Origin of the sequence: Amycolatopsis sp. WAC 01376 (assembly GCF_003947415.1) — a bacterium.
Classification (GTDB): domain Bacteria; phylum Actinomycetota; class Actinomycetes; order Mycobacteriales; family Pseudonocardiaceae; genus Amycolatopsis.
Window position 1 is genome coordinate 344,543 of record NZ_QHKL01000006.1, and the last position, 17,311, is coordinate 361,853.

Genomic DNA, 17,311 nt, shown 5'->3' on the forward strand with positions numbered 1-17,311 from the left:
CATTGGCTACGTAGGCGCTCTCCACAGTCCCGGCGAGGGAAGGTGAGAGCGATGAGTCGTAGTTCTTGATCTCGCCGTACCAGCTGCCGGGCCGCCGCGGGTCGCCGATCCCGGTTTGTGCCTAGAGGATTCCGGCCCGGACAGGTTCTCGCCCATGCCTTCCTGAGGCCTCCCACATGGCCATGGTTGAGGTAGTTCTCGGTCGATGCCTGTAACAGGTGCGCGATCCTGGCGACTGTGCAGGGGCAAGAAATGACGCCGAGCCGAGGACACCCATGCGAAGAGTCGCGATCGTACTCACCGCGTTTGCGGTTGCTGTGTTCGCTGTCGCTTGCACGAGCGAGCCGCGCCCAGGTGGGCCGCAGTCAGCCACCGCAGAAGGGGTGACGGTCGCGGCGCCGGAAGGTGCTCTCGGCTCTGCCATCTTGGAGGTTGCCCCCGAACCGAACCCGGCGGGAGACACTGCGCTCTTTGTGGGTCCGGTCGTCCGGATCTCCGCAGGTGCGGAGCAACCCCGTCGGCCGGTCACGATTGACTTCCCTCTACCCAACCTGCGGCAACCCGCGCACATCGCTTACCTGGACGAGCCGACAGGCTGGTGGATTCCGGTGGAGACCAGGACGGACCCGGCTTCGGGGAGCCTGAGTGCGACGGTCGATCACCTGTCGGTCTGGACCGTGCTGTCGGACAAGATCGTGCAGGGGGCGCAAGGGGTCGCCTCGGCGCTGGAGTACCAGGCTTTCCGGGTACTCGGCAATCGAGGAGACAAGCCGCAGTGCGTGGGGAAGACGCCGTCGTGGGTGCAAACCGTGATCACCTCCGATTCGGAAAACGCCCAGCTGCTCAGTTGTGCTGAGAGCGCCGGTGACGATCTGGCGCTCAAGGTGGTCAACAACCGCGGGTATCCGGTGACGGTCGAATTCACCACTGCTTACCGGAGCGCTTCGACCTCCCTGCCGAATTCGCTCGGAGAGTTGGTGCAGCGAGCGGGGAACATCGGCAGCACGGCGGCCAATACCAGGTTGTTCCTGACTGGACGGGCGGCTGCCACGGTGACTTTCGCGCGTCCGGGCGGCGTCGCCGGGACGGTGCAGGGGCATGCCCGCCACGACACCGGGACTTTTCTCACCAACGCGGTGTTCCAGCTAGCGTCGGCGGCCGGTGCTGACATCCCCATCGGTGGAGGAAAGACGCTGGGTATATCCACTGTGGAGTGTATGGCTTCGGTTGTCGGAACTGGTGGAGCCGCGGGGAAGGTGATCAGGGAGGGCGACGGGGCGGCGGCATCCGGCACGGCGGCCGAGCTACGGGGATGCGCCGGCAACGTCGTCCAGGGCGAGCTGGCAAGAGCCGGCGCGGGCACACCGCAGTACGGAAGGTTGCAGGTGGCTGCCCGGATGCTGAAGGCGATGGACCTGTTCAGCCTCGAACAGCAGGTCCTCGACTTCCTGCTCAACGACAGCACGCCCGAAGCAGCCCTTGTGGACGTGAGTTTCGGCTATCGGGGCACGGCGGCGCAGAGTATCGATGGAACTACCGACCTCAAGGCACTATGGAAACGCTGGCAGGCGCTCAACGACATATGCCGTGGCGGCTCGGGCGGCGACCCTGCTACCGGCAACGCGTGCACCGAGCGCGACCAGGCGATGAAGGAGCATTTCGAGGGCAGCAAGAATGCCTTCCTGGTGGCGTGGCGGCAACGGGACAACGCGGGATTGATCGCTCGCACCCACTCCGGCAATGCTGTGACGGCTCTGAAAATCCCGGCGGACCTGCTCGGATACACGCCTACAGAGAAACAGTTCAGTGACTGCAAGTACGATGTCAAGAACTCCGCCGAGGTTGGCTGCTACATGGCGGTGAAGGAACTCGGAACCAGCCTGTACTTCCAATGGGAAACCGAGTATGACCATGGCTGGCGAGTGCGCTCCTTCGCGCCCGACGTGTAGATCAAGGCTGCGCGATGGCGCCGAAGGGTCCGCAGACGTCACCGCGCGAGTCGAGATCATTGCGCGTGTGATCCATTCCATGGTGCTCACCCGGCAGGCGACCTGCCCCTGGAGACCGCTGCTTTGTGAACTGTCTCGTGGTCGGGGCAGTGGTCTCGGTCCCAGGGGTCTCGTTGCCGCACCGCTTCAGTACGTTCAAGCTCGCGGTGACCATCAGCGAAGCGGTCTGATCATCCCGGCGGACTGAAGCGCCGTTCTCGCTTCGCGAGATTCCCCCCGCTTCGCGATCTCGGCACTCAATAGCCGCCGACGCTCCTCGTCGGCACGAGCCCGCCGCTCGGCGTTGGCGACGAGCCGGGTCCGCAGCTGTTCCCGTGACAGTGCCGCCGTCTCGGCGATCCGGGCGAAGAGACGCCGCAGTTCGCGCGCGCTTCGCAGGTTCGCGTTCACCGCGTCGTTCTCCCGGCGCTGCCGCTCCGCTTTTCCCGGATTCCATGCCGGTTTCATGCCCGTTCCAGCTCGGTGTGCCGCTTGGCCCTCGCGAACCGTGTGGCCGCGAACAGTGCCGCCACCGCGATCATGCCGAACGTGGTCAAGAGGCGGTTCACGTCGATGGCAGGTTCCCAGCGGAGCTTGCCGTCCTTGATGACGTATGCCCCGACCGGTTTGGCCGACAGGCCGAACCCGGCACCTTCGCCGGAGCGCCCCTTCTCATCGCGGCTGTCGCCGCCACCGCCACCGGTGCCGACCGTGGCGGCCACGATGACCGTGACCCCGTCGGCGTGGTACGGCTCGCCGTAGACCATCTTGGTTTCGAGACCGTCCTTGGTCTTCTTCAGTAGTTCGTCGACGTTCATGTTGTGCTCCCAGGGGTTGTCGGTGCGTCCGCGGGCGGGGTGTCAGCTTTCGCGTTGCTGTACCGGTATCGGCAGGCCGATCCCGTAGTGGCCCAGTGGCCGCAGGACTTCCGTGATCGGCCGTCGTGGGGTGGCGGGGAGCGGGGGAGTGCCGTCGGGTAGGTGGCCGATCCGCACGACGAGCTGGGGCTCGGCTCCCTCGGCGACGACGCAGTCGCGGACCAGCCCACGGGTGCAGGTCAGCTCCAGTGGTTCCGTGACCAGGCAGGACGCGAGGTTCAGCCGGGTCGCCGTCAGCGCCACGGCGCTGGCGGCTTCGCCTGCCCGTAGCCTGTCGAGCGGAGTGTCGTCCGCAGTCGACAGCACGGTCAGTGCGGCGCCATCGTGGGCGTCGGTGTCGGCGAGCAGGGCGTCGGAGAAGTCTCGTACCAGCGGTGCCGCAGTGGTCAGGACGGCGTTTCGTGCGGGTACGCCGTCTGCTGCGTACCGCCGTCCGCTCCAGGACGCGAGTTCGATTCCGTAGGCCGGGTCGGCCCGGTGCAGGCCCCGAGCCTCCACCGCGGCGGCCGTCAACGCCGAACGCCGTGGGGCGTCGTCCACGAAGCGCAACATCGCGTCGTGGTCTGTCGCGCTTCGTACGAGACGGTTCTCCTCCCAGACCGTCAACGGCCGAGTGGCGTACCGGCGGCGATCCGACCGGCGTCGAGGTATCGCCGTGGCCAGCGCGATGTCCTCTTCACGCGGTTCATGAGGAAAGAGTTCGATTCGGGCCAGCACGTCAGGATCGGGCATCCGGTCGATGTGGGCGGTCCAGCCGAGCGTGGCGGCCGCGATCGTGAAGTGATGGAGCACGCACCCGCAGCTGATGAGCAGATCGCGGCCTTCGGGGTCGGCCTGTCGCAGCTTGCGGCCAGTGTCCGCTCGCAGTTCGATCGTGCGGCCGCGGAACCGCCAGTCCCAAGGTTGGCTGTTGTGCACCGAGGGGGCGCGTACGGCCAGTGCGATGGCCGCCCTCACCGTGTACGCGTCGGGCAGGTTCTGGTCCATCGCTTTTCCTCCTCGGATCGGACCGGTCTCATGCTCGCCGTCTCCGAGCCGCGGTCACAGGGGCGAACGGCCCCACTGGGCGTGACGGAGCCGCGGGTCCTTCGACCCTTCCGCTGTCTCTGGTCGCTCATGACCAAAGACCTCTCCACCGTCGACCTACGGCCGAATCGCTACGCCGCCTGGATTCGTACCGTTGAGCGCATGGCCGGCAAGGGCAAGGCGCGGATCCCGCGCGTGGTGTACGAACGGGAACTGCTGCGCCTGCAAGCCGAGCTCGTCAAGCTTCAGGAGTGGGTGCGGTACGAGGGCGCCCGGCTGGTGGTGGTGTTCGAGGGCAGGGACGCGGCGGGGAAGGGCAGCACTATCAAGCGGGTCACCGAACATCTGAACCCGCGCGTCGTGCGGATCGCGGCTCTGCCGAGGCCTACCGATCGTGAACGGACGCAGTGGTATTTCCAGCGCTATATCGAGTGCCTGCCCGCGGCCGGTGAGATCGTGCTGTTCGACCGCAGCTGGTACAACCGTGCCGGGGTCGAGCGGGTGATGGGTTTCTGCACTCCCGAAGAGCACAAGCGGTTCCTCCAGCAGTGCCCTATCTTCGAGCGGCTGCTCGTCGACGACGGCATTCTCTTGCGCAAGTACTGGTTCTCGGTCAGCCGGGACGAGCAGGAGCGGCGGTTCCGAAGCCGGATCGACGATCCGATGCGCCGCTGGAAACTCTCCGCGATGGACCTGCGGTCCGTGACCCAATGGGAGGAGTACTCGCGGGCGAAGGACGACATGTTCGTGCATACCGATACCGCCGAATCTCCTTGGTACGTGGTCGAAAGCGAGGAGAAACGGCGCGGGAGGCTCAACATGATCGCGCACCTTCTCTCCAGCGTGCCCTACCACGACGTCGTCCATGAGGCGGTTTCGCTCCCCTCGCGTCCGGAATCAAACGGCTACTGCCGCCCCGACCGGCTGCTGCAGACCTACGTCCCGGACCACGCGGCGACCCTGAAGGAGGCAAGTCCATGAGCGCGACCGTCGCGACCGCACCCGATACCGTCTACTTCGACACGATTTCCCTGCGCCTGCTCAGAAACGACCTGACGCTGAGTGTCGACAACGGGTCGTGGCGCCTCGAAACGCCTGACGGGCCGATCCGCTTCGCCGGTTCAGGACTGGCCGTCCCGCCGAGCCTTTCCCGGCTGGTTCGTGCGTATACCCGTGATGACGACTTGGTGGCCGTCGCGCGCGTCGGCGACGGCGGGACGACCGAACTTCACGCGGTGCTCGATCACCGGATCGCACTATCGCCTCGACCTCCCGACGACTCCGCACGAGGAGTCGTCCTTCGCTACGTGCGTACGCAGATCGCGGCCCTCGCCGCCGCGGATCTGGCCGCGCGGCAGGACAAGCCGGACGCGGTGCATCGGATGCGGGTAGCCACCCGGCGGCTGCGAGGCGTCTTCTCCGCCTATGCCCCAGTGCTGGGCGGACGGAGACTTCTCAAAGCGCTGGGTGACGAATTGCGCTGGCTCGGCGGGGAACTCGGCCCGGCGCGGGACATCGAGGTCCAGTGGGCGCGTTCACGGCCTTGGGCCGGGGAGCGGACGAACGCCTGCTTCGCCGTTCTCTCGGAGGAGGCACGTGAGCGGGTGCGGTGCGCGCTCGACGGCCGTCGGTATCTGCAGTTGCTGACCGCCTTGGACGTCCTTGAGGTGGTGCTGAGCGAGAGGCCCTGGCAGCAGTGGCCCAAAGCGGCCCGGCGACCCGCCGGGCGGGTACTTCCTCACCTGGCTCGTGCGGTGGCCGAGAAACTCGACGCTCGCGTGTCCAGGATCGACGCGCGACCGGCTGGTCCGGAACGTGACCGCGCCGTTCACGGTGTACGGAAAGCGGCCAAGCGGCTGCGGTACGCGCTGGAGGCGGGCGCCGAGGCGCTGCCGGTCGACGCCAAGCCGACAGTGCGTACCTTCCAGGACCTTCTCGGGGAATTCCAAGACGCGGTCGTCGCCCGCGAACTCTTGAGTGCCTTGGAGGTCGCGGACGGTATCTTGGCGGCGGTGCGGGCGCAGGAGACGGCCAACGCCGATCGATGCGTGGCCGCGCTGCCGGAGGCCTGGCGCGATCTCCGCCGTGCCCTTCGTCCGTTATGGACTTAGCGCCGACGTCGCGAGGGACGAAAGTCCTTCGCCCAGGGGCCTAATGCCGCCATCCTCGGAGGAGGCGAACTCGTACGGTCTGGCGAGGCCGGTCCGAAGTGGCCGGTGAAGCTCAGACTCGACGGAGGGTGATTTCCCTGCTGACCGGAATCGAACTCGATCACGACCTGCGGTGCGGGCTGGCGGGCTACCTGGTCGCGGTGAGCGCCGCGGTGGGCGTGGGAAAAGAGTCGTGCGCCATGGATCTCGATCACCCCGCGTCGGCCTACATCGCCTTGGACCAGCGGTTGCCCCGCCGGCCGGAGCGGGACACAGCCCTGCTGTGGGACGAGCGCCACGGCTGGGCTTTCGCCATGGAGACCCATTCCGGCGAGGACCTGCTGGTGCTCGCTTACCTCGGGGGCGAACTCGTGCCATCATCGGGCGCGGTCGGCCGGTTCGTGACCGCGATTCAAGCCGCCGGTGGCGCGTCCACCAGCCCTGTCCCGCCGGAACCGCGAGCCGATCGCGACCACGTGAAGGCTCGGCTGCTGCGGTACCGGCGCGACATCTGGGCCGCGACGGCACCGCGCAGTCACTTCGTCATTTCTCCGGCGTGTTCGTGACCTCGACGCCGCCGAAGATCGCGGTCCCGTTCACGGCGAGCACAGGAGCGTCCGCCGGGAGATCACCGGTCCCGTTGGTCTTGTCCTCCAGGCCACCCATGAACGGCAGACCACCGAGCGAGACCCGCCAGCCCCGCGGCACCAGCACCTTGACGCCGCCGAACAAGGCGAAGGCGTCCACCGTCGCTCCCTCGTCGATCCGGGCTTGACGAAGATCGAGCGTCGAACCGCCGAAGATCGCCGAGACGTCGGTGTGCCGCAGGTGGCGGGACTGTTCCCTGGTGGTCGCTCCACCGAACATCACGAGCGGTGTCCTGGTGCCGTGCTCCCGGCGCAGTCCGGCGAGCACGGCGAGTCCCGCCACCGCCAGCAGGGTCGGCCACCACAGCCCCCCTTCCGCCAGGTCGAGAGTGCCCGCAAGCAGGATGAGCCCGATCACCGTCACGGCGGCCGGTCCGATCGACATCCGCCGCTGGGACAGCATCGCGACGATGCCGAGGCCGACCAAGGACGCCGGCCACCACGCGCTGAGCAAGCCGCCGGTTTCGAAGACGCCGGTCGCGTCGAGGATTCCCAGCACGCCCAGGGCCACCAGGACCAGCCCGACCCAAAAGCGAACGGGTTTCACGACGGCTTCTCTTCTGATGCCGGGTCGCCGCGGCGTTCGACCGCGATGGACCAGGGGCCCGCGAGCGCGGTGATCGCGCCGGCCGCGGTCACGACCGGGGCGAGAACCGCGGCGACGAGGCCGGCGTTCACGGGGACATCGATGATCACCCGTTCCTGGGTGTCCTTGACGACGATGCGCCGGACGTTGCCCTCGCGCACGAGCCGGTGCACCTTCTCGGTGAACACTTCGCTCGGCCTTTTCGGCGCCGCGGATTCGGTCACTTGCTGCTCTTCCTTCTGCACAGTCATGGTTTTCTCTCCCTTCCGCTTCCACGGTGAGGCTTCGGCTCGCCGCGCGGCAGTGACCTTCGGTCCTTCCCCGTGGCCGAAAGGCGCACGATCCTGGACGGAGGATTTTCCGATGGAGGAGGCCGTTCGTGAAGATGCGCGCATGGCGGGTCACCCGGCCCGGGCCGATGGCTTCGAGCCCTCTTGAATGGGCAGAGGTTCCGGTCCCGCGACCGGCCGCCGACGAGGTGCTGGTCAGGGTGCTGGTGTGCGGGGTCTGCCGCACCGATCTGCACGTCGCCGAGGGTGACCTGCCGGTACATCGGGCGGGGGTGATTCCGGGACACGAGGTCGTCGGCGAAGTGGTCGCCGTGGGGGACGACGTCTCCGGCTTCAGTACGGGCGACCGGGTCGGAATCGCCTGGTTACGGGAAACCTGCGGCCGGTGCCGATACTGCCGTCGCGGCCGGGAGAACCTGTGTCCGGAGTCGCGTTACACTGGTTGGGACGAAGACGGGGGATACGCCGAATTCGCGGTCGTACCGGCCGCCTACGCTCTCCCGCTGCCCGAGGGGTACACCGACGACGAGCTCGCGCCCTTGTTGTGCGCCGGGCTGATCGGCTACCACGCGCTGGAGCGGGCGCAAGTACCCGAGGGCGGTCGGCTGGGGATCTACGGGTTCGGTGGGAGCGCCCACCTGACCGCCCAGGTGGCGATCGCCCGAGGCGCCACCGTGCACGTCATGACCCGCAGCGAGGAAGCCAGGAAGCTGGCTTTGGCTCTCGGAGCGGCCTCGGCTGTCGCGGCCGCCGAGTCACCGCCAGAGCCCCTGGACTCGGCGATCCTGTTCGCGCCTGCCGGAGAACTGGTCCCACCCGCCCTCGAGGCTCTCGATCGAGGCGGGACACTGGCACTCGCCGGGATCCATCTCTCCGACATCCCGTCACTGAACTATCAGCGGCACCTCTTCCAGGAACGCCAGGTGCGCAGCGTCACGGCGAACACACGCGCCGAGGCACGGGAGTTCCTGGCGTTCGCGGGGACCCACCACCTCGAGGTGAGCACCGTGCCGTACCCACTGGACGGGGCGGATCGGGTGCTCACGGATCTGGCGGAGGATCGGGTCAACGGCGCGGCCGTGCTGCGGGTGAGCTGACCACCGCGGCGGTCACGCGGGGACGAGCAGGATCCACAAAGGACCGTCGGACACCGGAAGCGGCTGCCCGGACGCGGTCGTGAACCGGGTCGGCGCCGTTGCCGTCGGACGGTCCCAGGTAGCCGCGAACCGCTGCCCGTCCCGCCACACCCTCGCCTGCCCGCTGCCGACCGTCTGGGCGATGGGGGAGTTGGGGACCGTGCCGGTCTCCCCGCGTTCGCCGAGCCGGACGGCGACCCGCTGTTCGACGACCGTCGCAGCGCCGGCCTGGCCGCCGTCCACCGAGGTGAGTGGCGAGCCGTCCAGACCGATCAGGTATCTGCCGATGTCCACCGACCAGGTGAACGTGAAAGCGGCCGCCGGATAGCGGATCGCCGCGGTGGCGGCCGCCGCGCCGGATTCCGGTGCGGCGCCCGTCGCGGGAAACGCGCCTTCCGGCGCGACCTCACCGTCGGGGACCTGTTGCGGGCGGAGGTAGAGGTTGTGCGGTGACGGCCGGGAGTCGTCGCGGAAGTACGCGTCCGGGATTTCCGTGGGCGAAGCGCTCGTCAGCGATGCCGAACGCAGGGCCGGCAGCAGCTCCGGCGCGGCGCCGGAATAGGCGAGCGCTGGTCGTCCGAATTGGGCCAGCAGGCCGAGGTCAGTGGCTCGCGCACTCCGCACCGGGCCGATCACCGACGGCGGACGGTCCCGGTAGAGCGCGAGCAGCCGGGTCAGTCCGCCCTCGACGGGTTCCACGTACACGAGGTCCGCGGCACTCAGGCCGGTTTGCGGACGGGCCGCCGCCACGTTGTCGATCTTGACGGCCAGCACGGCCCGGCGATCAGGCGCGGTGGACGACGGAGCCGGATTCGAGTCAGTCTCGCTCGTGGGGCCGGACAGTTCTCGCACGACCAAGACCACCGCCGCGACGACCACCAACGCCCCCGCAGTGGATGCGATCCACCAGGACTTCTTCACGAGAATCGGTACCTTTCGTGTGTCCGGTCCGTGTCCGGCGCCTGATGCTCGACCGGTATTCCTCGGATAAAGACCTTCCGGAGCCGTAGAGCGTCGTCGAGCACCAGCACATCAGCGCGGTCACCGGGCCGCAACAGGCCGAGATCGGCCCCTGGGTACAACCTGGCCGGCGTACGGGTCGCCGCGTTGACGGCCGCCTCGGTGGTGACGCCGATGTCGCAGGCGTGGCGGACGGCTTCGAGCAACGTGATGGTCGTACCGACCAGAGTGCCGTCGGCGCGGCGGGCGACACCGTCGGACACCTCGAAGTCGACGCTTCCGAGGCGGTAGTGGCCATCCGGACACCCACCGGCGGCGAGATCGTCGGTGACCAGGATGATCCGGTCCGCCGCCGCCCGGAAGGCCAGGAGAATCGCCTCGGGAGCCAGGTGGCTGGGGTCGGCGATCAAGCCGATGGTCACTTCACGGCGGGTGAGCGCAGCACCGACGATACCGGGGTCGCGGTGGGTGAATGGACGCATCGCGTCGAAAAGATGCGTGATCAGCCGGGCGCCGTGATCGATCGCGGTGTGTGTCGCCGCGGCGGTGGCGTCGCTGTGTCCGCAGGAGACGAGGACACCGGACCGCACACACAGGTCGACCAGCTCCACAGCGCCCGGAAGTTCTGGAGCGAGGGTCAACTGCGTGACCGGCCCGGCGTCCAGCAGCCGCTGCGCGAGCGTGAGATCCGGAGCGCGCAGGTACTCGACGGGATGGGTACCAGGCCGTTCCGGGGACAAGAACGGACCTTCCAAATGGACACCGAGGACGCGGGCCCCGCCGGGCACACCCTGAGCCTTGCCCGCGGTGGCGATCGCTCCGATGGTCCGGTCGGGCCGGTCGGTGATCAGCGTCGGCTGATAGGCCGCGACGCCGGTCCGGGCCAGCGCGATGCCGGCGCGCGCGTAGCCGTCGGCGTCCGCGTTCAGGAAGTCCACCCCGGCGAACCCGTTGACCTGGAGATCGATCAATCCGGGGATGGCCAGGCCACGAACGGGAGGGGAGAGCCCCACGGCGGCGACCCGGCCGGAGTCCTCGTCGATCTCCACATCCCCGGCGCGATAGTTCCCGCCCACCAAGGCACCGGCGACACCCAGCCGCTTCATCGCGGCGGCAGCGTGCGCGCGATCAGATCCACCAGTTCGACCGTGCGGCTGGCGTAGCCCCATTCGTTGTCGTACCAGCCGAATACCTTCGCCAGGTGGGAGTCGGCCTTGGTCAGCTCCGCGTCGAACACGCATGACGCGGGATCGCCGATGATGTCGCGGGACACGATAGGCGCTTCGGTGTAGCGCAGAATGCCCTTGAGAGAGCCATCGGCGGCTTCCGCGAAAGCGTGGTTGACCTGCTCCGCGGTAACGGGGCGTTCGAGCTCGACGGTGAGGTCGGTCAGTGATCCGTCTTCGACCGGGACGCGCACGGCGACCCCGTCGAGTTTGCCGGCGAGTTCCGGGATCACCAAGCCGATTGCCCTGGCGGCGCCGGTGCTGGTGGGCACTACGTTGACCGCGGCCGACCGGGCGCGGCGCGGATCCTTGTGCGGACGGTCCAGCAGGGCCTGATCACCGGTGTAGCTGTGGATCGTCGTGAGCATCCCGCGTCGGATCCCGAAGGCCGTGTGCAGCACCTTCACCATCGGTGCGACGCAGTTCGTCGTGCACGAGGCGTTCGAGATGATGTGGTGTTCGTCCGGGTCGTAGGTGTCCTCGTTGACGCCGAGCACGATCGTCGCGTCGACGTCCTTGCCGGGTGCCGAGATCACGACCTTCCGCCGTCAGGTGAGCGCCTGCTCCTTCCCGGGTCCGGAAGTGGCCGGTTGCTTCGACGACGATGTCGACGCCGTACTCACCCCATGGCAGCTCCGCGGGATCGGGTTTCGCGCTCACCTGGATCAAATGGTCGCCGACACGAAGCGCCTCACCATCGACGACCTCGACCGGGATACGCAATCTGCCGTAGGTGGAGTCGTGGACCAGCAGATGGGCCAGCATCTCCGGTGACGTGATGTCGTTGACCGCGATCACGTCGATCGGGCTGTCCGGTGATTCGAGCACGCACCGCAAGATGTCTCGCCCGATCCTGCCGAAACCGTTGATCCCCAGCCGTACCGTCATTTGCTTCTCCCGTCGCCGTCAGCTCTTTCGATCGTCTGCGGTGCGTGCATCCGTCCACAGAGCACTTGGTCCTCGCAGGTCGGGAGGAAGGCCGGAGCCGCGCCTCTCGTGCCGATGGCGGGACCCTCGGCCCGGGTCGACGGGACCTCGGGCCCTCCCGTGCGCTCCTGCGCTGGTCGAAGCTGGGAAGCGACCAGACAGGAGAGCGAAGATGAAGATCCTCGTAGCGGTGGCGAGTCGCCATGGCGCGACGCGGGACATCGCCGATGAGATCGGCCGGTGTCTGGGCGCCGAACTGGGTGCCCGAGCCGTGGTGGAGGTCCTGTTCGCCGAGGATGTCGTCTCGGTCGAGGACTACGACGTGGTGCTGCTGGGCAGCGCCGTGTACATGGGGCATTGGCTCGGCGGGGCGAAGACTCTGATCGAGCAGGACGAAGTCTTGCGTCATAAGGACGTGTGGTTGTTCTCGAGTGGCCCGGTGGGAGAGCCGCCCAAGCCCGTCGAGGAGCCGGTCGACGTCGCCGGGTTGGTGACGCGGTCCGGGGCGCACGGGCACCGGGTCTTCTCGGGCCGGATCGATCGGAGCCGGCTCCGGTTCGCCGAGCGGGCGATGGTCTCGGCACTGCGTGTCAAGGATGGCGACTACCGGGACTGGACGGCGATCCGGGACTGGGCCGCCGAGATCGCCGCACAGCTGGAAACGACGAAAGGGAGTGGACATGTCGGGCGTGGCTGAGGGCGCGGTGGTCGTCGGGATCGACGGTTCGGGGTCCGCTCGCCACGCCGCAGTCTGGGCGGCCGGCGAGGCGGCGCGGCGCAGGCTACGACTGCGGCTGGTGCACATCTACGGGATCCCGCAGGTGCGGATGCCTGCCGTCCTGCCGTCGACCGACGCGATCAGAACGAGTTTCGAGGCCCGGGGCAAGGAGTGGCTCGCGGAAGCGCACGACGCCGTGTCAGGCCGCTACCCGGATCTCGTCGTCGAGACGGCGGCACGCGAGTGGAGCCCGGTGGCCGCGTTGATCCAGGAGTCGTTGACGGCGACCATGATCGTGCTCGGATCACGAGGGCTTGGCGGCTTCACCGGCTTGCTCATCGGTTCGACCGCGGTCGCGCTGGCACAGCACGGTCACTGCCCGATTGTCGTCGCCAGGGGCAAGCGGCCGGACGACGTGCCGCCCGAGACGGGCCCGGTCGTCGTCGGAACCGACGGATCGGCGGCCAGTGAGGTCGCCCTGGCGTTCGCGTTCGACGAGGCGATGCTTCGTGGCGCGGGACTGACCGTGGTCCGGGCGTGGAACGAGATCTTTGACCACGAGTCGATGCGGTCCCATCCGCTGGCGATCCGGCCCGCCGAGATCGAGGCCGCCGAGCGGAAGGCCGTCGAGGAACAGCTCGCGCCTTGGCAGGAGAAGTTCCCCGAGGTGCCGCTGACGATCGAGGTCGTCCGGGACCGGCCGGTGCGCGCGCTGCTCGGCTTCGGCGAGCAGGCGCGGCTGCTGGTCGTCGGCTGCCGTGGGCGTGGCGGTTTCGAGGGCATGGTGCTCGGCTCGACAAGTCAGGCGCTGGTGGCGCATTCGAACTGCCCGGTGGCGGTCGTCCGCCCCGCGAGCACGGTCTGAGGGAGCGGAAATGCGAGCAAGAGACCTGATGTCATCTCCTGTCATCACCGTGACGCCGGAGACGACGGCCAAACACGCGGCCGAGTTGCTGGTGGAGAAGGGTTTCACCGCGTTGCCGGTGATCGATGACGACGAGCGGCTGGTCGGCATCGTGACCGAGGCCGACCTGATCCGGGACAGGTTTCCCCGCGACATCCGTTCCGGCCCTGATCCCGAGGAGCATCCTCGTCCGGGCACGCTCGTCGCCCAGGTGATGACGTCGCCCGCGACGGGGATGAGCGCTGGTTCGGATCTCGCGGAGGTCGGCCGGGCGCTGCTCGACGGCCGCATCCGCGCGATGCCCGTGGTGGACGGCTCGAAGGTGGTCGGAATCCTCACCCGGGGCGACTTCGTCCGGGCGTTCGCCCGGTCCGATGTCGCCATCGAAGCCGACGTCCGCCATCACCTCGAGATCTACGGAGGCCCTGGGCGCTGGACCGTCGAGGTCGATGACGGCGCGGTCCGGATCGGTGACCGATACGACAGCGACACCGACCGGCACGTGGCGAAGCTGCTCGCCGAAGCCGTTCCGGGTGTCGTCGAAGCCAAAGTGATCTACCAGGAGGACGAACGATGAGCACGACAGGACGGAAGATCGTCGTCGGGGTGGACGGGACCGAACCCGGACGGGAAGCGGCCCGGTGGGCCGCCACGGTCGCGGACCAGCGCGGGCTCGGATTGCTGATCGTGCACGCGCTGCGAGCCGAGCAGCTCTCCTATGGGGGCGGCCTGGCGGGGCCGGCCCCGTGGTTCGACGTGCTGGCCGGCGAAGGTGAGCGGATCATCGACGAGGTCGTTCAGCAGGTACGGGCCGTCGCACCGGAAGTGGCCGTGGACACGGTCATGCCCGCCGACTCGCCCGTACCGTTCCTCATCGATGCCTCGAAGAAGGCGACGATGGTCGTCGTCGGCGGTACCGGGCGGGGATTCTTCCGCGAGATGACGATCGGGTCGACCGCGTCGGCGGTGGTCGCGCACGCGCACTGCCCGGTGGTCGTCATCCGCGGCAGAAAGGAAACGGCGAACTATCCCCAGGAAGGGCCGGTCGTCGTCGGCGTCGACGGGAGTCCGCTGAGCGAGCGTGCCGTCGAGATCGCTTTCGAAGAGGCGTCGTGGCGGAACACCGGACTGGTGGCCGTGCACGCGTGGCGAGACGTCACCTACGACGACGCCTTCGGGATGGCCAGGCTCGTCGTGCAGTGGGAATCCATCGAGGACGAGGAAAAGCGCCTGCTGGCGCAGCGCCTGGCGGGCTGGTGTGAGAAGTATCCGGACGTCGAGGTCCGGCAAGTGCTCGTCCGCGACAGGCCGAGGCACATCTTGCTCGAATGGAGCGCGAAGGCACAGCTCGTCGTGGTCGGCAGCCGTGGTCACGGTGGCTTCACCGGGCAGTTGCTCGGCTCGACCAGTCAGGCGCTCGCGCATCACGCCGAATGCCCGGTGCTGGTGGTCCGCGCGGAGAAGAAGTGACCGCGCTCGGCGCCCCCGCGGAGGCCGCCGTGCTGAGCGCGGCCGAGCAGTCCCAAGTGGACGCTCAATGGCGGGCGGCGAACTATCTCGCCGCCTGCCAGATCTACCTGATGGACAATCCGCTGCTGACCGAACCGCTGAAGCCGGAGCACATCAAGCCTCGGTTGCTCGGACACTGGGGGACGTCGCCGGGGCTGAACTTCGTCTACGCGCATCTCAACCGGACGATCGTCCGGCGGGATCTGGAAGCGTTGTTCGTCACCGGGCCGGGACACGGAGGCCCCGCGCTGTACGCGCACACCTGGCTCGAAGGAAGCTATTCGGAGGCATGGCCGGAGGTGTCCTACGACGAGGCCGGGCTGCGTAAGCTCTGCCGGCAGTTCTCGTTCCCGGGCGGAGTGCCCAGCCATGTCGCGCCCCACGTGCCAGGGTCGATCCACGAAGGCGGCGAACTCGGCTACTCGCTCGCTCACGCGCACGGCGCCGCGTTCGACAACCCGCACCTGCTGGTCGCCTGCGTGATCGGTGACGGAGAGGCCGAGACGGGTCCGTTGGCCGCGTCCTGGCATTCGGGGAAGTTCCTCGACCCCGTGCGCGACGGTGCGGTGCTGCCGATCCTGCACCTGAACGGCTACAAGATCGCGAACCCGACCGTGCTGTCCCGGATCTCGCAGACGGAGCTCGACGAGCTCCTGCGGGGATACGGCTACGCGCCGAGGTACGTGGAAGGGGACGACCCCGCCGTCCTGCATCAGGTCATGGCCGCCGCACTCGACGGCGCGCTCGACGAGATCGACGGGATCCAAGTGCGTGCGCGATCTCTCGGCCGGATGCGGGACCGGCCCCGGTGGCCGATGATCGTACTCCGGACACCGAAAGGGTGGACCGGACCGTCCTTTGTGGATGGAAAGCCGGTCGAAGGAACGTGGCGATCACACCAGGTACCGATTCCCGACGCCCGCAAGAACCCGGAACATCTGCTGCAGCTGGAAGAATGGCTCCGGTCGTACCGGCCCGAGAGGCTGTTCGACGCCGACGGCAGGCCATCGGCCGAGGTCACCGCGCTGATACCGCGGGGAGAACGGCGAATGGGGTCGAGCCAGCACGCCAACGGCGGCCTGATCTTGCGCCCGCTGAATCTGCCCCGGGTCTCGGCTCACGCCGTCGCCACCGCGCGGCCCGGTGTCGAGGTCGCGGAGCCGACCCGGGTACTGGGCCGCTATCTGCGAGACGTGTTCTCCCTGAATCGCAAGGCTGTGAACTTCCGGCTCTTCGGACCGGACGAGACCGCGTCGAACCGGCTCGACGCGGTGTTCGAAGTGACCGCGAAGACCTGGACCGAAGAGATCGAGCCGGTGGACGAGAACCTCGCTCCGGACGGCCGGGTCATGGAGGTGCTGTCCGAGCACCTGTGCCAGGGGTGGCTCGAGGGCTATCTGCTTTCCGGAAGGCACGGGCTTTTCTCGTGTTACGAAGCGTTCGTGCATATCGTCGACTCGATGCTCAACCAGCATGTCAAGTGGCTGAAGGTGCATCGGGAGATCCCGTGGCGACGCCCGGTGGCGTCGCTGAACTACCTGCTCACCTCCCACGTCTGGCGCCAGGACCACAACGGGTTCTCACATCAGGATCCGGGATTCGTGGACCACGTGGCGAACAAGAGCGCGGAAGTCGTCCGTGTGTACTTCCCGCCGGACGCGAACACGCTCCTGCATGTCGCGGAGCACTGCCTGAAGAGCAGGGACTACGTCAACGTGATCGTGGCGGGCAAGAACGACAGTCCTATCTGGCTCGATGACGAGGAGGCCGCGGTGCATTGTGCCCGTGGTGCCGGCATCTGGGACTGGGCGAGTACGCATACCGAGCGCGAGCCCGACGTCGTACTCGCGTGTGCCGGCGACGCGCCGACTCTCGAAGTGCTCGCCGCGGCGAAACTGCTGCGGGAACTGCACCCCGAGGTCGCGGTGCGCGTGGTCAACGTGGTCGACCTGATGCGGCTCCAGCCGGCGGCGGAGCATCCGCACGGGATGGGCGACCGTGAGTTCGACGCGCTGTTCACCGCCGACCGGCCGGTGATCTTCGCCTACCACGGCTATCCGTGGCTGATCCACCGCCTGGCCTATCGGCGCACGAATCACGACAATCTCCACGTGCGCGGCTACATCGAGCGCGGCACCACCACGACGCCGTTCGACATGCTGGTACGCAACAGCATGGACCGCTTCCAGCTCGTGATCGACGTCATCGACCGTGTCCCCGGGCTACTGGCCAGAGCCGGAATCGCCCGGCAGCGCATGACCGATGCCCAGGAGCGACACCGTCGTTGGATCGTCGAACAGGGCGAGGACCTTCCGGAGATCCGCCACTGGTCCTGGGAAGCCTGATGTCGTCGGAAGGTCTTTCGT

General features: G+C 67.9%; 17 protein-coding genes and 1 pseudogene. 10 read left to right on the plus strand and 8 right to left on the minus strand.

What is annotated here, in order from left to right:
- The first annotated feature begins 383 nt into the window (after positions 1-383).
- Positions 384-1,949, plus strand: a complete 1,566-nt coding sequence (locus DMH03_RS28535) for a hypothetical protein (protein ID WP_125795069.1) — start codon at positions 384-386, stop codon at positions 1,947-1,949.
- Positions 1,950-2,162: 213 nt separating this feature from the next.
- Here the strand turns inward: DMH03_RS28535 and DMH03_RS28540 are convergent, their stop codons facing one another.
- From DMH03_RS28540 to DMH03_RS28550, 3 genes are read right to left on the minus strand one after another with little or no spacing between them, the layout of a single operon-like run.
- Complete coding sequence (locus tag DMH03_RS28540) at positions 2,163-2,456, minus strand: hypothetical protein (protein WP_125795070.1); 294 nt, start codon at positions 2,454-2,456, stop codon at positions 2,163-2,165.
- Positions 2,453-2,806 (minus strand): spore germination protein GerW family protein, encoded by a 354-nt coding sequence (locus DMH03_RS28545; protein ID WP_125795071.1) that lies wholly within the window; start codon positions 2,804-2,806, stop codon positions 2,453-2,455. The genes DMH03_RS28540 and DMH03_RS28545 overlap by 4 nt, the downstream gene beginning before the upstream one ends.
- Before the next feature lie 42 nt (positions 2,807-2,848).
- Positions 2,849-3,853, minus strand: coding sequence for a hypothetical protein (locus DMH03_RS28550; RefSeq protein WP_125795072.1), 1,005 nt, complete (start codon positions 3,851-3,853; stop codon positions 2,849-2,851).
- Between the two features lie 201 nt (positions 3,854-4,054).
- Here DMH03_RS28550 and ppk2 point away from each other — a divergent pair, with 201 nt between their 5' ends.
- The 3 genes from ppk2 (at position 4,055) to DMH03_RS28565 (ending at position 6,608) form a co-directional block, all read left to right on the plus strand.
- Complete coding sequence (gene ppk2 / locus DMH03_RS28555; RefSeq protein ID WP_125795073.1) at positions 4,055-4,873, plus strand: polyphosphate kinase 2; 819 nt, start codon at positions 4,055-4,057, stop codon at positions 4,871-4,873.
- Entirely contained in the window at positions 4,870-6,003 is a 1,134-nt protein-coding gene (locus DMH03_RS28560; RefSeq protein ID WP_125795074.1) for a CHAD domain-containing protein, read from the plus strand. Before ppk2 ends, DMH03_RS28560 begins: the two co-directional genes overlap by 4 nt.
- Before the next feature lie 128 nt (positions 6,004-6,131).
- Positions 6,132-6,608 carry a DUF6292 family protein gene (locus DMH03_RS28565; RefSeq protein ID WP_125795075.1) on the plus strand — a complete coding sequence of 159 codons (477 nt, stop codon included), beginning with the start codon at positions 6,132-6,134 and terminating at the stop codon, positions 6,606-6,608.
- Here the strand turns inward: DMH03_RS28565 and DMH03_RS28570 are convergent.
- Together DMH03_RS28570 and DMH03_RS28575 are read right to left on the minus strand one after the other, a co-directional pair.
- A complete protein-coding gene (locus tag DMH03_RS28570; protein WP_125795076.1) occupies positions 6,586-7,236 on the minus strand; it encodes a LiaF domain-containing protein in 651 nt (216 codons plus the stop codon). The genes DMH03_RS28565 and DMH03_RS28570 overlap by 23 nt on opposite strands.
- On the minus strand, positions 7,233-7,526 hold the full coding sequence (locus tag DMH03_RS28575) for a DUF4342 domain-containing protein (RefSeq protein WP_125795077.1): 294 nt from the start codon (positions 7,524-7,526) through the stop codon (positions 7,233-7,235). The genes DMH03_RS28570 and DMH03_RS28575 overlap by 4 nt, the downstream gene beginning before the upstream one ends.
- A gap of 134 nt (positions 7,527-7,660) precedes the next feature.
- Here DMH03_RS28575 and DMH03_RS28580 point away from each other — a divergent pair, with 134 nt between their 5' ends.
- Positions 7,661-8,662: a zinc-binding alcohol dehydrogenase family protein gene (locus DMH03_RS28580; protein ID WP_125795453.1), complete on the plus strand. Its 1,002-nt coding sequence runs from the start codon at positions 7,661-7,663 to the stop codon at positions 8,660-8,662.
- A 12-nt stretch (positions 8,663-8,674) separates the two neighbouring features.
- On the opposite strand, the gene DMH03_RS28585 is transcribed toward DMH03_RS28580, so the two are convergent.
- The 3 genes and pseudogenes from DMH03_RS28585 to gap all read right to left on the minus strand — a co-directional run bounded on the left by DMH03_RS28585 (position 8,675) and on the right by gap (position 11,775).
- Positions 8,675-9,622, minus strand: coding sequence for a DUF3048 domain-containing protein (locus DMH03_RS28585; RefSeq protein ID WP_125795078.1), 948 nt, complete (start codon positions 9,620-9,622; stop codon positions 8,675-8,677).
- On the minus strand, positions 9,619-10,767 hold the full coding sequence (nagA, locus tag DMH03_RS28590; RefSeq protein WP_158633128.1) for an N-acetylglucosamine-6-phosphate deacetylase: 1,149 nt from the start codon (positions 10,765-10,767) through the stop codon (positions 9,619-9,621). Before nagA ends, DMH03_RS28585 begins: the two co-directional genes overlap by 4 nt.
- Positions 10,764-11,775 (minus strand): annotated as a pseudogene (gap, locus tag DMH03_RS28595) (type I glyceraldehyde-3-phosphate dehydrogenase). Before gap ends, nagA begins: the two are co-directional and overlap by 4 nt.
- A 211-nt stretch (positions 11,776-11,986) precedes the next feature.
- Between gap and DMH03_RS28600 the strand changes: the two are divergent.
- From DMH03_RS28600 to DMH03_RS28620, 5 genes are read left to right on the plus strand one after another with little or no spacing between them, the layout of a single operon-like run.
- Complete coding sequence (locus DMH03_RS28600; protein WP_125795080.1) at positions 11,987-12,511, plus strand: flavodoxin domain-containing protein; 525 nt, start codon at positions 11,987-11,989, stop codon at positions 12,509-12,511.
- Positions 12,495-13,397 carry a universal stress protein gene (locus tag DMH03_RS28605; RefSeq protein ID WP_125795081.1) on the plus strand — a complete coding sequence of 301 codons (903 nt, stop codon included), beginning with the start codon at positions 12,495-12,497 and terminating at the stop codon, positions 13,395-13,397. The genes DMH03_RS28600 and DMH03_RS28605 overlap by 17 nt, the downstream gene beginning before the upstream one ends.
- Before the next feature lie 10 nt (positions 13,398-13,407).
- Complete coding sequence (locus DMH03_RS28610; RefSeq protein WP_125795082.1) at positions 13,408-14,013, plus strand: HPP family protein; 606 nt, start codon at positions 13,408-13,410, stop codon at positions 14,011-14,013.
- Entirely contained in the window at positions 14,010-14,906 is an 897-nt protein-coding gene (locus DMH03_RS28615) for a universal stress protein (RefSeq protein WP_125795083.1), read from the plus strand. Before DMH03_RS28610 ends, DMH03_RS28615 begins: the two co-directional genes overlap by 4 nt.
- Complete coding sequence (locus DMH03_RS28620) at positions 14,903-17,290, plus strand: phosphoketolase (RefSeq protein ID WP_125795084.1); 2,388 nt, start codon at positions 14,903-14,905, stop codon at positions 17,288-17,290. The genes DMH03_RS28615 and DMH03_RS28620 overlap by 4 nt, the downstream gene beginning before the upstream one ends.
- The last annotated feature ends 21 nt before the right edge of the window (positions 17,291-17,311 follow it).

Coding starts and splice junctions, on each gene's coding strand:
- DMH03_RS28560 (WP_125795074.1), top strand. CDS start 4,870: ATGAGCGCGACCGTCGCGACCGCACCCGATACCGTCTACTTCGACACG.
- DMH03_RS28610 (WP_125795082.1), top strand. CDS start 13,408: ATGCGAGCAAGAGACCTGATGTCATCTCCTGTCATCACCGTGACGCCG.
- DMH03_RS28550 (WP_125795072.1), bottom strand. CDS start 3,853: ATGGACCAGAACCTGCCCGACGCGTACACGGTGAGGGCGGCCATCGCA.
- DMH03_RS28605 (WP_125795081.1), top strand. CDS start 12,495: ATGTCGGGCGTGGCTGAGGGCGCGGTGGTCGTCGGGATCGACGGTTCG.
- DMH03_RS28540 (WP_125795070.1), bottom strand. CDS start 2,456: ATGAAACCGGCATGGAATCCGGGAAAAGCGGAGCGGCAGCGCCGGGAG.
- DMH03_RS28580 (WP_125795453.1), top strand. CDS start 7,661: ATGCGCGCATGGCGGGTCACCCGGCCCGGGCCGATGGCTTCGAGCCCT.
- ppk2 (WP_125795073.1), top strand. CDS start 4,055: ATGGCCGGCAAGGGCAAGGCGCGGATCCCGCGCGTGGTGTACGAACGG.
- DMH03_RS28575 (WP_125795077.1), bottom strand. CDS start 7,526: ATGACTGTGCAGAAGGAAGAGCAGCAAGTGACCGAATCCGCGGCGCCG.
- DMH03_RS28545 (WP_125795071.1), bottom strand. CDS start 2,806: ATGAACGTCGACGAACTACTGAAGAAGACCAAGGACGGTCTCGAAACC.
- nagA (WP_158633128.1), bottom strand. CDS start 10,767: ATGAAGCGGCTGGGTGTCGCCGGTGCCTTGGTGGGCGGGAACTATCGC.
- DMH03_RS28600 (WP_125795080.1), top strand. CDS start 11,987: ATGAAGATCCTCGTAGCGGTGGCGAGTCGCCATGGCGCGACGCGGGAC.
- DMH03_RS28615 (WP_125795083.1), top strand. CDS start 14,010: ATGAGCACGACAGGACGGAAGATCGTCGTCGGGGTGGACGGGACCGAA.